10 protein-coding genes are annotated in these 14090 nt (G+C 64.8%); 4 read left to right on the top strand and 6 right to left on the bottom strand.

The features are described 5' to 3' along the window. Positions 1-106 precede the first annotated feature (106 nt). Positions 107-955 (top strand): hypothetical protein, encoded by an 849-nt coding sequence (locus ACODSP_RS23670; protein ID WP_488968003.1) that lies wholly within the window; start codon positions 107-109, stop codon positions 953-955. 29 nt (positions 956-984) lie between these two features. Here ACODSP_RS23670 and ACODSP_RS23665 read toward each other — a convergent pair whose 3' ends face one another. From ACODSP_RS23665 to ACODSP_RS23650, 4 genes are read right to left on the bottom strand one after another with little or no spacing between them, the layout of a single operon-like run. Further along, positions 985-1650, bottom strand: coding sequence for a tetratricopeptide repeat protein (locus ACODSP_RS23665; protein ID WP_488968002.1), 666 nt, complete (start codon positions 1648-1650; stop codon positions 985-987). Continuing rightward, complete coding sequence (locus ACODSP_RS23660; protein WP_488968001.1) at positions 1640-2461, bottom strand: SDR family NAD(P)-dependent oxidoreductase; 822 nt, start codon at positions 2459-2461, stop codon at positions 1640-1642. Before ACODSP_RS23660 ends, ACODSP_RS23665 begins: the two co-directional genes overlap by 11 nt. Continuing rightward, positions 2451-4580: an AMP-binding protein gene (locus ACODSP_RS23655; protein WP_488968000.1), complete on the bottom strand. Its 2130-nt coding sequence runs from the start codon at positions 4578-4580 to the stop codon at positions 2451-2453. The genes ACODSP_RS23660 and ACODSP_RS23655 overlap by 11 nt, the downstream gene beginning before the upstream one ends. Next, the gene (locus tag ACODSP_RS23650; protein ID WP_488967999.1) at positions 4577-5287 is read right to left on the bottom strand and encodes a thermostable hemolysin; all 711 of its coding nucleotides are present in this window, start codon (positions 5285-5287) and stop codon (positions 4577-4579) included. The genes ACODSP_RS23655 and ACODSP_RS23650 overlap by 4 nt, the downstream gene beginning before the upstream one ends. 153 nt (positions 5288-5440) lie before the next feature. Here ACODSP_RS23650 and ACODSP_RS23645 point away from each other — a divergent pair, with 153 nt between their 5' ends. The 3 genes from ACODSP_RS23645 (at position 5441) to ACODSP_RS23635 (ending at position 9485) form a co-directional block, all read left to right on the top strand. Beyond that, positions 5441-6034 (top strand): RNA polymerase sigma factor, encoded by a 594-nt coding sequence (locus ACODSP_RS23645; RefSeq protein WP_488967998.1) that lies wholly within the window; start codon positions 5441-5443, stop codon positions 6032-6034. An 80-nt stretch (positions 6035-6114) separates the two neighbouring features. Beyond that, complete coding sequence (locus ACODSP_RS23640; protein WP_488967997.1) at positions 6115-7107, top strand: FecR family protein; 993 nt, start codon at positions 6115-6117, stop codon at positions 7105-7107. A gap of 11 nt (positions 7108-7118) precedes the next feature. Next, on the top strand, positions 7119-9485 hold the full coding sequence (locus ACODSP_RS23635) for a TonB-dependent receptor (protein WP_488967996.1): 2367 nt from the start codon (positions 7119-7121) through the stop codon (positions 9483-9485). Between the two features lie 9 nt (positions 9486-9494). On the opposite strand, the gene ACODSP_RS23630 is transcribed toward ACODSP_RS23635, so the two are convergent. Both ACODSP_RS23630 and ACODSP_RS23625 read right to left on the bottom strand, forming a co-directional pair. Continuing rightward, on the bottom strand, positions 9495-10757 hold the full coding sequence (locus ACODSP_RS23630) for a PQQ-dependent sugar dehydrogenase (RefSeq protein WP_488967995.1): 1263 nt from the start codon (positions 10755-10757) through the stop codon (positions 9495-9497). A gap of 21 nt (positions 10758-10778) precedes the next feature. Beyond that, complete coding sequence (locus tag ACODSP_RS23625) at positions 10779-13895, bottom strand: glycoside hydrolase family 2 TIM barrel-domain containing protein (RefSeq protein WP_488967994.1); 3117 nt, start codon at positions 13893-13895, stop codon at positions 10779-10781. Between the last annotated feature and the right edge of the window lie 195 nt (positions 13896-14090).

The following is a 14090-nucleotide window of genomic DNA, read 5'->3' as shown; positions in this document are numbered from 1 at the left end:
TCCAACAACCCTCTTACCCTGGCATGAAAATGCCACGCGCATTTAGCATATTCTGATAAAGCTTTGAGAGGACGTCCAAAGGGGCGCCATTGCAGACCATGGAGCCATGATGTCCGCCCCACCCCGCTCGCTGACCATGATCGCCGCCGCAGCCTTGCGCAAAGGCTATCCTCATCTGGCGCGTCTGGTCTGCACGGAGGAGTTGAAGCAACATCCCGACAGCCACGAGGCCCGGCGTCTGCTGTCCATCGTGAATGACAGGGAAAGGTTGTTCCTGGCAAGCTCACCCCTGCTTGCCTATCGCGCCAATATCAACAGCCAGAATGGCGAGGATGGTATCCTGGCCGAAATCCTGATGCGGTTGAATATCGGGTCCGGCTGGTTCTGCGAATTCGGGGCTTGGGACGGCATCCATCTCAGCAACAGCTTTGCCCTGGCCTGTCAGGGATGGCGCGGGGTCTATATCGAGGGCGATGAGGCGAAGTACCAGGACCTTCTGCAAACCTGCGCGAAGTTTCCGCCCGGTGCCCTCTATCCGATCAGCGCGTTCGTCCATGAAAGCGAGGAGGGGCGCACGCTTGACGCGCTGCTGTCCAGCACCCCCATTCCGGCAGAGTTCGAGGTTCTCAGCATCGATATCGACAGCAGCGACTATCACATCTGGAAGTCGCTGCTGTCCTATCGCCCCAAGATCGTGATTGTTGAGGTCAACAGCACCATACCGACACCGGTCGTGGCGATCCATGGAGAGGGTGTGTCTGGCTCCAGCTTTCAGGCGACGGCCAATCTTGCCCGGGAAAAGGGCTATACCCCCGTCTGTCACACCGGCAACCTGATCGCGGTGCGCGACGATCTTGTGGAACAACTGGGCCTGCCGGACTCCGTTCTCCAGAATCCGGCAGGGCTGTTTGACCCCAAATGGGTCAGCGCCAGGATTGATCAGCTGTTTGACTGACCCGGCACTGCCCACGGTCCGGGGATCAGTCAGCGCCGGGCGACCTTGGTTTCCACCTGGGCCAGCACGGCGTTGATTTCCTCCCGGCGACCGGCATCGGCAACCTCCCGGCCCGGACGGGGGGCGGCAGCCAGCGCGTGGTTCAAAACGTCACGCGCCTTGGCATATTCCCCCTGCCGGAACAGGAAATCGCCGTAGAAATAGTTGGGATCGATACCGTCCGGGTTCAGGGCCAGCGCCTTTTCCAGATAGACCTTGGCCTTCTTATCGCTGCCAAAGCCGATGGGGAAGCCCGGCACCTGATAGTAAAGGCTGCCCAGCGAGGTATTGACGGACCCGTCCAGGGCCGTGGGATCGATCTGTTCGGCGGTTTCAAGCTTGGCCTTCGCCTCCTTGACCAGCGACAGCGCGCCCATGCCGCCCTTGATCCCCGCCTCCGACGACAGGATGATGGCTTCCCAGATCAGGGGCTCGGCCTTGCCGGGATAGGCGGCGGTGACGGTCTTGGCCTGACCGGCAAGGGACTCCATGCCGGAAAGCTGCGCATCCTCCCCCTTCACCTCATATTTCACATGGGCCCAGCCGGCCTGAAGTTCCGCGACCTTGGCGTCCATGGCGGGATCGGTGGAGGCCAGGGCCGAACCGGCCAGCAGCAGGAACAGGGTGGCCAGGATCAGTTTCTTGTCAGCGCGCATGGTTTTTCTCTCCAAGGGGCGTGATGGTGGCGCCGCCCGTCGGGGCGGTCGGATGCGAGAAAAGGCTGGCGGCCTTGGCATCGTTGCCGGCCAGCGCCCGGTCGACCAGACCGGGGAAAAGGGCGTTCAGGCGGGTGAAAAAGGCTTCGGGCCAGCCGATCACCGTTTCGGCCTTGCCCGCTTGGGCCGCGGCCAGGATACGGCGGGCGACCTGGATGGGTTCATCCTGCGCCATGCCGGTCAGTTCGGCGAAACGCTGCACCAGCGGCCCGTTGAAGCCGGTGCGCACGGCACGCGGGGCCACATGACAGACGGTGATGCCCGTCCCCCGCACTTCCCGGAGCAGGGCCTGGCTGAAGCCCTTCAGGCCCGCCTTGGCGCTGGAATAGCCCGCGAAATGCGCGAAATTGATGGAGCCGAAGACGGAACCGACATTGACGATGTGGCCGCGTCCCCGCTGCTTCATCATGGGCAGCACCGCCTGGGTCAGGGTTACCGGCGCTACAAGGTTCACCAGATAATCACCCAGCAGGTCCGCCGGACGCTGCCCCTCCACGGGGCCGAAATATTGCCTTCCCGCGATGTTGAACAGCATTTGCGGGGCCAGCAGGCGGGCCTGTTCGGCAGCATGCGCGATGCCGGCCTGGGTCGACAGGTCGGCGCGAATATGGCGCCCCGGCATGTCGCCACGCCCCAGGGTCGTGACCTGCGCCCCGCGATTGCGCAGCAGGCTGACCAGGGGTGACCCGATACCGCCGGCACCACCGGTGACCAGGATGGTGCGGCCTTCCAGGCTTTCCTCATGCAACATGGCGCACCTCCTCGGTGTGGCGGCTGTGGGGAATGGCGCGGAACAGGCCGGCGAACAGGCCGAAGATGCGGTTCGCCATGGTGATGATTGCCTGCTGATCCGCCGGATCGCTTACCTGGTTCATCAGGGTGCGGAAGAATTCCATATGCTGGATATCCAGCGACCCGTGGCTGGTCAGATAGCTGAAGCAGCTTTTCGGCAGGTTCAGGGATTTGCGCACCGCTTCGGCCCCATGGGTGGCGATGGCAGTACTGGTCCCTTCCAGCACATAGACCATGCCGAAGAAGCCGGCGGCGTTTTCCTCGCGGATGAAGCGGTAGGCCTCATCCACCATGGCCTGGGTGGCGGCACGCGGGGTGCCATGGCGCACCATCTCGGCATTGCCACCGGCATGGCGGATGTCGTTCAGGATCCATTCCTCGTGCCCCTCCTCCTCCTCGATATATTCATCCAGGGCGGGGATCAGCCATTCCTGACCGGGACGCAGGGCGGCACGGGCGGTGCGCATCAGGGGCACCGTGTGCTTCACATGGTGATACGCCTCCGTCAGATAGGCGATGTAGGTTTCCAGGCTGATACGGCCCGTCAGACCATCCTGGATCTGCGGCACCGACAGCAGGGAAAGGCGCGCCGGCTCCGTCTCCGTCACCAGACGGTCGAAGAAGGGTTGGGGCATGGGTGTCTCATCCTCATTACGGGACAGAAGGGGGGCATGGGCCGCAGCAATGGCATCACGGCGGGGACGGCCATTGGGGGTCAGCATGCCGTTCAGGGGGGTGAAGGCGGGAACAGCGTGCCAGCGGGCGACGCGGGCATAGGGCGGCAGGGCGCCATTGGCCCGCGCCACGGCCAGCGACAGGGCGGACGGGTCCTGCCCAAGCCGGGAGGGCACGATCAGGGCCGTCAGGTCGGCCTGGGCATCGCCGAACAGCACCGCCTGCAGGATTTCCGGCTGCGCCATCAGTTCCGCTTCGACCCATTCTGGCGCGATGTTGCGGCCAAAGGCATTGATGATGACATTGCGCAACCGGCCCTGGATGGACAGGAAGCCATCCTCGTCAACGCCACCCAGATCGGCGGTGGCAATGCGGGAAAGGGCGGGGTCGCCACCGACATAGCCAAGGAACGCATGGTTATTGAGGCTGACCTCCCGTGTGTCCGGGTCGATCGCCAGGTTCAGATGCGGCAGCACGCGGCCCACTGTCCCCACCCGGTTTGCATCAGGGGTGTTCAGCGCCACCACCGATCCGCATTCCGACAGGCCATAGCCCTGGTAGACCGGCAGGCCCAGCATCGCGGCCTGCGCCAGCAGGGCCGGTGCCACCCGCGCCCCACCGACGGCCACCAGCCGCAGATCAGGAAGCGTACGGCCACTTTGTGCCATCGCGGCCATCAGACCGCGCAGCAGTTCCGGCACCAAAATGACGCTGCTGGCACGAACAACCGACAGGGCGGCCAGAAGCCGGCCAAAGTCCGGCTGGAAAGGCTGCGCCAGCCCCAGTTCCGCCGGCGAGGCGGCCAGATAATGGCCGCCGGCCAGCAGCGTGCTGTACAGGCCCGCGACATTTTCCAGCAGGACCGGCAGGGGCAGGATCGCAACGTGGCGGCCCGCATAATCGGCACCGATCACCTGCACCAGGGAGGTCGCCACCTTTTCCAGACCGGCAGCCGAAAGACAGACACCCTTGGGCGTCCCGGTCGTGCCGGATGTGTAGGTGATCTTGGCTGTACCCGCCGGCAGCAGCACGGGCGCATGGTCCAGGCGATGAATATAGAGCGTTTGCGTACCCACACTGAGCGCCTGCCCACCTTGCTGCGGGCTGTCGGTGATCAGCCAGCCGGCACCGGCATCGGCCAGGGCGTGGCTGCGCTGATCCGGCGTGAAAAAACCTGGCAAGGGCAGGCTGACCAGACCCAGTTCCAGCAGGGCAAGGTCCAGAACGGCCCAGGCGGCGGAATTGGCCGCCTCCACCGCGACGGGCCGGCGGTCCAGGCCGATATTTTCACACAGGTCGGCGGCCAGCCGGTCGATGGCGCCCAACAGGCTGCCATAGGACCAGTCATTGATGGCGGGCTTTGCCGGGTCCTGCATGCGGATGGCAGAAAGAATGCGGCTCATGCAATCACCTCGGGCGCCGAAACGGCGGGATGCAGACGGGGAAAGGTGGGGAAGGAAGGCAGCGCCTGCCGCGCATCGCCGGCCAGAAAACGGTCCAGGCTTTCAGCGCCAAACGCGACATTGCCGCAGACCACGCGCGGGTCGTTGGCGTAATAGCTGCCCCAGGCGGCGGCGGCAGGGCCGACACGGTCAGGCGTGGCACGGCCCAGTTCGACAGGATCGAAGCCGATCTGGCGGAACAGGCGGCGCAGCGGGCGGGTGGCGGTGACGACGGCCTTTTCATATCCCTGCCCATGCAGATAGGCGGCCAGCGCCATGAACAGCAGGTAGGACGCCCCGGCCTCTGCGGCGGCCAGATTGCCGATCTCCACCACCTGGCCGCGCTGCGGCTGACCGGGGATCAGGGTTTCGACCGGCTGGTCCAGATAGGTTTCCAGGAAAAGGGGGCCGGTGCCCGCCGGACGGAAGCCGACACCTGCCAGGATACGGTCGTCGGCGTCGCGCAGGCTCATCAGCATCGGATGGGTGATGGTGATGTCACCGCCATAGGTCTGCGCATAGGTGTTGCGGATCATCGCCTCCACCCGCCGCCGTTCCGGGGCGAAATGGTGGGTGATGGCCACAACAGCCGGGCGGCAGCGTGTCAGGGTTCCCAGCCGTTCGGCATCGAACCGCAGGCTGCCCCGCACCCCCTCCTCATCGCGCATCAGCATTTCAATCACAGGCGTCACTCCGCCGGTTGGATCGGCCGGTTTCAGCGGCCTTCAACTGCATGACGGCACCGCCCGCAGCGGACCGCAGGTGCGAACTGAAAAAAATTTGAGGCTGTGGCGAAAACTACCTGCCGCCCACCTGTTGCATTGATCGGGCGTGGGTCCGGGTCTATATCGGAAAGCAGCTTCCCGCCGATCCCAGGTCCCGTCATCGCCCCGCCCCCGCCCCTGATCACCGCCTATCTGGAACACCGCGCCTTTCTGCTGCGGCTTCTGACGGCGCGCACGGGCAGTGCGGCGGAGGCGGAAGATATTGTGCAGGAAATGTATGAGCGGCTGGCCACCCTGCCCGATGGGGGCGAGGGGGTGGAGAATGTGCCCGCCTTCCTGAACCGCATGGCCATGAACCTCGCCTTCGACCGGCAGCGCAGCGGATCGCGCGCCGCCGCACGCGATGGCGAATGGCTGTCGGCCAATGCCCTGGTCGACGGACCCGAACCCATCGCAGAGACCCCGACGGCGGAAGACGTGGTGGGCGGGCGACAGGAGCTGCGCCTGCTGCGCGATGCCATCGACGCCCTTCCGCCGCAGGGCAAGCGCGTCTTCGAAATGCACAAGCTGCAAGGCCGCCCGCATGCGGAGATCGCCGCCAGCCTGGGCATTTCCCGCAGTGCCGTGGAAAAACACATGGCCGCCGCCATGAAGAACCTATTGAAAAGGCTGGGGCGCCGTCTTGAATGAAAAATAATTCATGAGAGGGGGTGGGGTACCGCCCCTTCCGTGACGTCAACAGGACAAAGCCCGAACCAGAAGCAGCCAACATGGTGAACCGCCCCCCCGAAGCACCCCTTGATCCCCGCCTGGAACAGGCGGCGGACTGGCACGCCCGTTTGCAGGGCGTTGCCGATCAGGCGGTGTGGCTGGAATTCACCGAATGGCTGGAAGCCGATCCGGCCCACCGCATCGCCTATGACAAGGTGGAGGGGCTGTGGCGGCAGCTGGACGCGATGCCGGCGGCGGAACAGCCGGCGGCCATCATCGATCTGGCCAGCCGGCGCAAGGCGGCCCCGATGCCGGCACCGGCCAATCTGTCCCGTCGCTGGTTCCTGGGGGGTGCCGCCGTGGCCGCAGCCGCCCTGGCGGTCACCCTGACCAGCCAGTATGCCGTCACCCCCGCGCCGCAGATTTTCGAAACCGCCCCCGGTCAGCGCCAGACGGCCAAACTGGCCGATGGGTCCAGCATCATCCTGAACAGCGGGACCCGCCTGTCGGTCGCCATGCTGGATGACCGCCGCTCCGTCGTACTGGAAAAGGGTGAGGCGCTGTTCGATGTCGCCAAGGACCCGTCGCGTCCCTTTACCGTGGCGGCGGGTGAAAGGCTGGTGACCGTGGTCGGCACCGCCTTCAATGTGCGCAACCTGGATATGGGCGTGACCGTCACGGTTACGCGCGGTCTGGTCGATGTCGGCAATGCCGATGGAACCGCCAAACAGCGTCTGACACCGGGACAGCAGATCAGCGCCCTTCACGGCCAGACAGCCGGTCCGGTCACGGCGGTGGATTCACAGGCCGTCACCGCCTGGACGCAGGGCCGCCTGTCCTTCGACAATGCCCCCCTGCCCCAGGTCCTGGCGGAACTGTCACGCCATTACCCGCTGCCCATGCGGGCAGAAGGGGCGGCGGCGGGCCTGCATTTCTCGGGCGTGCTGCGGCTGGACGCTGATCAGGCAACGCTGCTGAATAATCTGCAGGGGTTGCTGCCCATTGCCGTGGCGCGTCAGGGTGATAGCTTCGTGCTGTCGAAACGCCCCTGACGGTTCCCGCTTTGCGTCTTTTCCCCCTCTCCGCCCTGGTCCTGTTGCTGACGGCCCTGCCGGTACTGGCCGCTGAACAGGGGATCGCCGTGCCTGCCGGCCCCCTGGGTGCCGCCCTGTCCGATCTGTCGCGACAGACGGGCATCTCCATCGGCGGGGACCAGATATTGACGGGCCGGCACAGCCCCGGTGCCAGCGGCCCGCTGACACCCGAACAGGCGCTGACAAAGCTGCTGACCGGGACGGGGCTTGGCTTCCGCAAGGTCGGGCCGGACACGTACCGGCTGGAGCCGCTGGCCGCACCCCGGCTGCGGTCAGCGGCGGATCAGGGGCAGGCGGCACCAATAGAACCCATCATCGTGACGGCGACGAAGCGCGGGGCCTCCCCCGCCGATCTGCCGGTTGCCGTGGGATGGCTGACCGCTGCCGATCTGGCCCGTCTTGGCAGCACAAACCCCGACGCCGCACTGCCTCTGCTGGGTGGGGTGGGCAGCACGCATCTGGGGCCGGGGCGGAACAAGCTGGCCATCCGGGGCCTGTCGGACAGTGCCTTTACCGGCCAGACCCAGGCCACGGTCGGCCTGTATCTGGACAATGCCAAGGTCAATTACAACGCGCCCGATCCCCACCTGCACCTGATCGATCTGGACCGGGTGGAGGTGCTGCGCGGGCCGCAAGGGACGCTTTATGGCGGCGGGTCCATCGGCGGCATCCTGCGCATCGTGCCGGCCCCGCCCGACCTGTCGGAACGGTCGGCACAGGCGCGGCTTTCCGGTAGCCTGACCCGCGACGGTGCGCCGGGCGGCGGGGTGGAGGCGGTGTTGAACCAGCCGCTGCTGACCGACCGGCTGGCGGTCAGGCTGGCGCTTTATGCCGACCGGGAGGGCGGGGTGATCGATGCGGCTGGCGGACGGCGCAACATCGACCGCACAGATACGCAGGGTGGGCGCCTGCTGGTCGCCTTCGTGCCCAGCGATGACTGGCGCCTGGAACTGGGCGGCACCTATCAGCTGATCGACACGGAAGACAGCCATTATATCCAGGGACGGCGCGGTTGCTGTACCCGCGCGGCGCAACTGGCCGAACCGCACGATAATGATTTCGACGAGGCGCATGTCACCCTGACGGGTAGCCTATCCTTCGCCGACCTGCACAGCACCACTGCCTTTGTCCGGCATGAGATCGATAGTTTCTATGATGCCAGCACTGCCGTGCCGGGGCTGGCCGGACTGCCGGCCCGACCCGCACTGTTCCATGAGGCACAATTATCCCGCCTGTGGACCCATGAAACGCGGCTGACCAGCAAGGATGACGGCGACAATGGCCTCAACTGGCTTTCCGGCCTGTACCTGTCGCGCCAGACCGCCAATTCCAGCCGCCGCCTGAACCCGGCGGCAGAGACCGGCACCGATCTGTGGCGGCGTGACCGGGTGGATGAGGTGAAGGAGGCGGCCTTGTTTGGGGAGCTGTCCTGGCGGTTCCAGCCCGACTGGACCCTGACCGCCGGTGGCCGCCTGTTCCATGTGGCGCAGGAGGTGGAGGCAACGGCCCGCGCGCCTGTGCCATCGGTAGCCAGGGCCGAGGGCTATACGCGGGAGACGGATTATACGCCCAAGCTGGCCCTTTCATGGCAGGCCTGGGAAGATACCTCTTTCTATGCCCAGATGACGGAGGGCTATCGCCCCGGCGGTATCAATATCGAAGAAGCCGGACCGGTCACGGGTGACGATTATCGTACCGCACGGTTCCAGACCGATGAGCTGTGGAACTATGAGCTGGGAACGAAGCTGTCGCTGTGGCAGGGGCGGCTGATGCTGGACGCGGCCATCTTCCATGCGCGCTGGCGCAATATCCAGACCGACCAGTTGCGGGCCGATGGTCTGACCGTCACCACCAATGCCGGGGACGGCAGCAATACGGGGATTGAGGTGACGCCCCGCCTGCATCTGGGTCCCTGGCGGCTGGATGCGACCTTGATCCTAAACGATCCGGAACTGACCCGTGTCGCCCGTGACTTTACCGGCAGCGCGGATGGCGGGTTGCCCGGTGCCTCACGCCTCAGCGGCAGCGCCAGCCTGTCCTGGCGCGGACAGGTCACGGAGGGCGTGAACCTGCTGGCGGCCCTGGACTATAGCCACACGGGCCGCACCCACCTGACCTTCACCGACGGGATCAGTCAGGGTCCGGTCGATCTGCTGGGCGGGCGGGTGACGCTGCACGCGACCGGGGGCTGGTCGCTTGGCGTTGCCTTGGACAATATCCTCGACAGCGACGCCAACCAGTTCGCCTATGGCAACCCGTTCACCCTTGGCGCGGGCCCGCAGGCAACCCCCGTCCGCCCGCGCACCGTGCGGGTCAGCATCGGCTGGGAAGGGTAGACGGGGAGGTCATCTGGCCGCCGAAAGGCGCCAGATCGTGCCGCCCTTGTCATCAACGATCAGCAAGGCACCATCCCTGGCCACCGCCAATGACCGGGGACGGCCATGGACATGGCCCGATTGATCGGTGAAACCTGTCAGAACCTTCTCCAGCGGCCCCACGGCCTTGCCACCGGCAAAGGGCACGAACACCACGTCATAGCCCAGAAGTTCGGACCGGTTCCAGGAACCGTGCCGCGCCACGAAGGCGCCGGAGCGGTACCGGGCCGGCAGGGAGCTTGACGCGCCGAAGGCAATGCCAAGCGCCGAGGCATGTGCGCCCACGGCAAAATCGGGTGTGATCGATTTCGCAACCAGATCAGGCCGCTGCCCCTTCAGACGCGGGTCCGGGTGCTTGCCCCAATAGCTGTAGGGCCAGCCGTAAAAGCCGCCATCGGCAACCGAGGTGATATAGTCAGGAACAAGATCATCACCCAGTTCATCGCGCTCGTTGACCGATGTCCAGAGCTGGCCTGTGACCGGTTCGATATCCATCCCGACCGGATTGCGCAGCCCGCCGGCAAAGACACGCTCGTTGCCGGTGGCAAGATCAATGGCCAGGATCGCGGCCCTCCGCTCCTCCTTGGCCATGCCATATTCACCGGCATTACTGGCCGAACCGACCGCGATATAGAGGGTACGGCCATCCCGGCTGGCCAGCAGGTTGCGGGTCCAGTGATTATTGTACCCGGTCGGGTCAAACCGCGTGATCCAGGTGCGCGGCGCATCATCCGGGATCGTGGACCGGCCCTGCTGGTAAGGCGTCCAGAAGACGCCATTGGCGTTCGCGATATAAAGCCGGTCACCGATAAGCGCCATGCCATAGGGCTGCTGCAACGCGCCGATCAGCACATGGCGCTCGTCCGCGCGGCCATCCCCATCATTGTCGCGCAACAACAGGATACAGTTGGCCCCCTTATCCACGAAGCTCGGGTCTTCGTTCTTGCGCTCCGTCTTGGCCTCCGCGACCAGCACATCGCCATTGGGCAGGACAATGGCATTACGCGGTGAATCCAGCCCCTCCGCAAAACGGTTCACCGCCAGCCCCGGTGCCGTCCACAGTTCCGCCCCTTCATGGAACGGCGTTGTGTCGGGCGTGTTTTTCACCGATGGCGTGGCAAACGGCGCCGGCAATTGCGGATCGGCACCGATGGAACGGCTTTCCTGTGCCAGCGCGACGGATGGCAGGCAGGCAAGACACAGGATTGCGATGCCGAAGCGGGCGGATTTCATGGGAACTCTCCTGTAAACAGGTCAGTATTTGATCCGCAGGCGGCCGCCATAAGACCCGTTCGCCATGGAGGGCATGCCCGCCGGGCCGGTCAGGTCAGCGGCCTGGTTCTTGGCGCCCATGCCGGGAATGGCCTGCAGGAAGCCGATATCGCTGGCTGGGAAATCCACACTGGTGGTCGGGAAATCGGCCAATCTGGCGCCAAGCTGAAGATAGGGCGCCCCATCGCTGGCGATGGTCAGCGTGCCCTGCCCGCCCGACAGCCGAACCCAGCGTGGATCGGCGAAATATCCGGCGACGTCAGGTTTCGGCAGGCCGGCCCCTTCGCCGGCAATTTCATGCACGCCTAGCACCGGGCCGCGCAGCCGGTTCTGCCATACCGGACCCGGCCCACGCACCAACGCCCGTACACCTGTGACCTCAGCCAGTGGCCGATCAAAGCCGATACCGTGATAGAGAACGGCGCCGGTCAGATCATAGCGGTAATCCAGGGTCAGGATACCGTCCTCACCCAGTACCCAGCGAACATGCGACAGCCCGCCCGCCCCTGGTGCCTCCAGCCAGGCCACAGGCTTTCTCGTTACAAGATCGTTACCGATGCCAGCCGTCACCGTGACCAGTCCGGCATCAGGGCGCAGAAACCGGTCCGCCTCATGCGCCAGCCGCACCGACACCAGTTTCGGCACCGACCGCACGCCGGCCAAATTGGAAATGCGAATCGCCTTCACGATCTGCGGCGGGAAGATGTAGGTCTGGCCATCGCGTGCCACGCGGGCACCGTCAAATACCCGCCGCCAGTTATGGCCATCGGATGACAGTTCAAGGCTGAAGCCCGCCCAGCCATCGGCGTCCACAATGCCCAGATCGATGGCGGCGATGTTCGCCATCATGGGTTCCGGAAATTCATACAGCCCCTCACCCTTCCCCACCGGTTCCACCCAGGCCGGTTCCCCCGTCCCCTTGGGACGGGCCAGCAGCAGGCGGGGACCGTTGGACAAGGGCTGTTGTTGGCCATCACGGGTCAAACCCGTCAGCAGCCCGGTCTTCAAATCGAACCGTGCCGACAGGTTGCCGGCCACCAGATCGATCACATCCCCGTTGCGCACCACCTGCGGGCGGCCAATCCTGCTGCCGGCGACATCATCGGCGGGATGCGGTCGGGCGGCCCAGACCCAGGTCAGAAGCGGCTGATCCCCCTTCATCGCCGTGAGACGCAGCGCGTCCGCCCGCTTCCACACAGACGGCACCGGCAGGCGCAGTTCACCCGCTTCATGCGGCGCGATGGCCGGTCCCGCCACCTCACCCTTCGCCAGAACCTTGGCATCGGCTTTCCTGTCGGCAGGGCCGGCAAAGCGCAGCCATTCCCATTGGAACCGCACCGCCGTCAGTGGCGTGAAGTCATATTGATTGCGAACCGTCACGGTGCCCGTGAAACCGTCATCCAGGACGGGGGCATCGATCTGTACCGGTGACCAGATGTCCCTGACCGTGAAGAAGCTGGGCTCCTTTTCCTGATGCGGCCCCACAATCCCGTCCGCTGCGTACGTGGCGTAAAGATCGATCCGCCCACCCTGGTCGGTGCGGACAAGCCCCTCATCCGCCAGGTTCCACAGAAAGCCGCCGGCACCGCGCTTTGATGCCTTCATGGCACGCCAGTAATCATCCAGGCCCGACCCGATGCCGCCATCGAACAGGCCATGCAGGAACTCGGTCGGCATCACCAGCATCTCACCCGACAGCCGGCGCAGCAGGTCCGGATAACGGGGGTAATGCTTGGTATCGATGCCGCCAAACGCCTCCCACGGATGGATCAGGGGACGGGCTTGCGGATCATAAAGCGCGAAATCGCCATCCAGTTCCCGGTTCCAGCCACCCTCATTGCCATTCGACCAGAACAGGATGCTGGGATGGTTGACGTCGCGTTCCACCAATGACCGGACCAGCTTGCGGCCCACCTCGGTGTCATGGGCATTCTGCCAGCCGCTCAACTCGTTGATGACATAAAGGCCCAGTTCATCGGCAGCTTCCAGGAACGCCTTTTCCGGCGCGTAATGGGCCACCCGCATGGCGTTCATGTTCAGGGATTTGATGGTACGTACATCATCATAGGCCTGGGAGCGGCTGACAGCGCGGCCCGTTTCGGGGCGGAAGCTGTGGCGGTTCACGCCTTTCAGCATGATGCGCTGACCGTTCAGATAAAGCCCCTCGCCGCCACGCACTTCAAAGGTCCGGAACCCGAACCGTTCCCGCACTTGATGCACGGGCCGGTCACCCGCAAACAGGGTCACCTGCAGATCATAAAGGTTCGGCGCCTCCGCCGACCACAGGGCCGGCTGCGCGATCTGGCCGGTCAGACGGACACGGCCTGTCCCACCATCCGGAATGGTGGCGGTGAAGGACTGCCCCACCACCGCACCATCGCGGGTCATGACCTGGCCCACCAGTTTCGTCACGGTACGGGGCGCGCGCAAGGTGATGTCAGCGGTCAGATCGCCGGACGCCAGGGCATTGATGGCCACCTGCGCGATGGATTCCGGCGGCGATGCCTCCAGCCAGACGGGGCGGTAGATGCCGCCAAAAACCCAGTAATCGCCATGGCGCTCGGCAATATCCGTGGCCATGGCCGCAGACGCCTCGCTGACCTGCACCTCGATCTCATTCTCCTCACCGGGTTTGACCAGCTTGGTGATGTCATGGCTGAACCGGTTGAAACCGCCCTGATGAACGGGACCGGCGACAGTGCCATTCACCTTCACCAGCGTATCGGTCATCACCGCTTCGAAAATGATGCGGACGGTGCGGCCCTTCCAATCGGCGGGGACCGTAAATCGGCGGCGATAGGTGGCCTTGTCCGCCGCACGCGGCCCCTTGTCATAACCATACTGGTAATGGCCGAACCCATGCATCTGCCAGTTGGAAGGGACCGGGATACGGGCCTGTTCGCCCGCGCGCATGCCGCCATTGATCACAAAATCCCAAGGGATCGCATCATCCGGCCCGGTCCCGGACAGCATCAGGGTGGCGGTACTCGGCGCCTCCTCGGCCATGACCGGGAATGTCGCCGCGCACCAGACCAGAAGGGCGAGAAGATAGGTCCAAACCGATCGCAGGGCGCGCGGCCCCCTATTCTGTCCCGTCATCTGTCTGCCCTTTGTAGCTGCCTTTTTCCCCGCAATCGCCGATGGCTCGGGGGAATTATTGACAAAGAAATGCATCGCCGGATGCACAATGCCCATCCGGCGATGCGAGGCGGGAGTTAAGGAATAGTCAGCTAAAACCGTCAGAACCTTACATTTACGCCTGCTGTGACCGTCCGGCCGATTTTGGTTTCGAAG

Source organism: Niveispirillum sp. FG156 (genome assembly GCF_057809555.1).
This window is presented reverse-complemented; position numbering and strand designations above follow the sequence as displayed.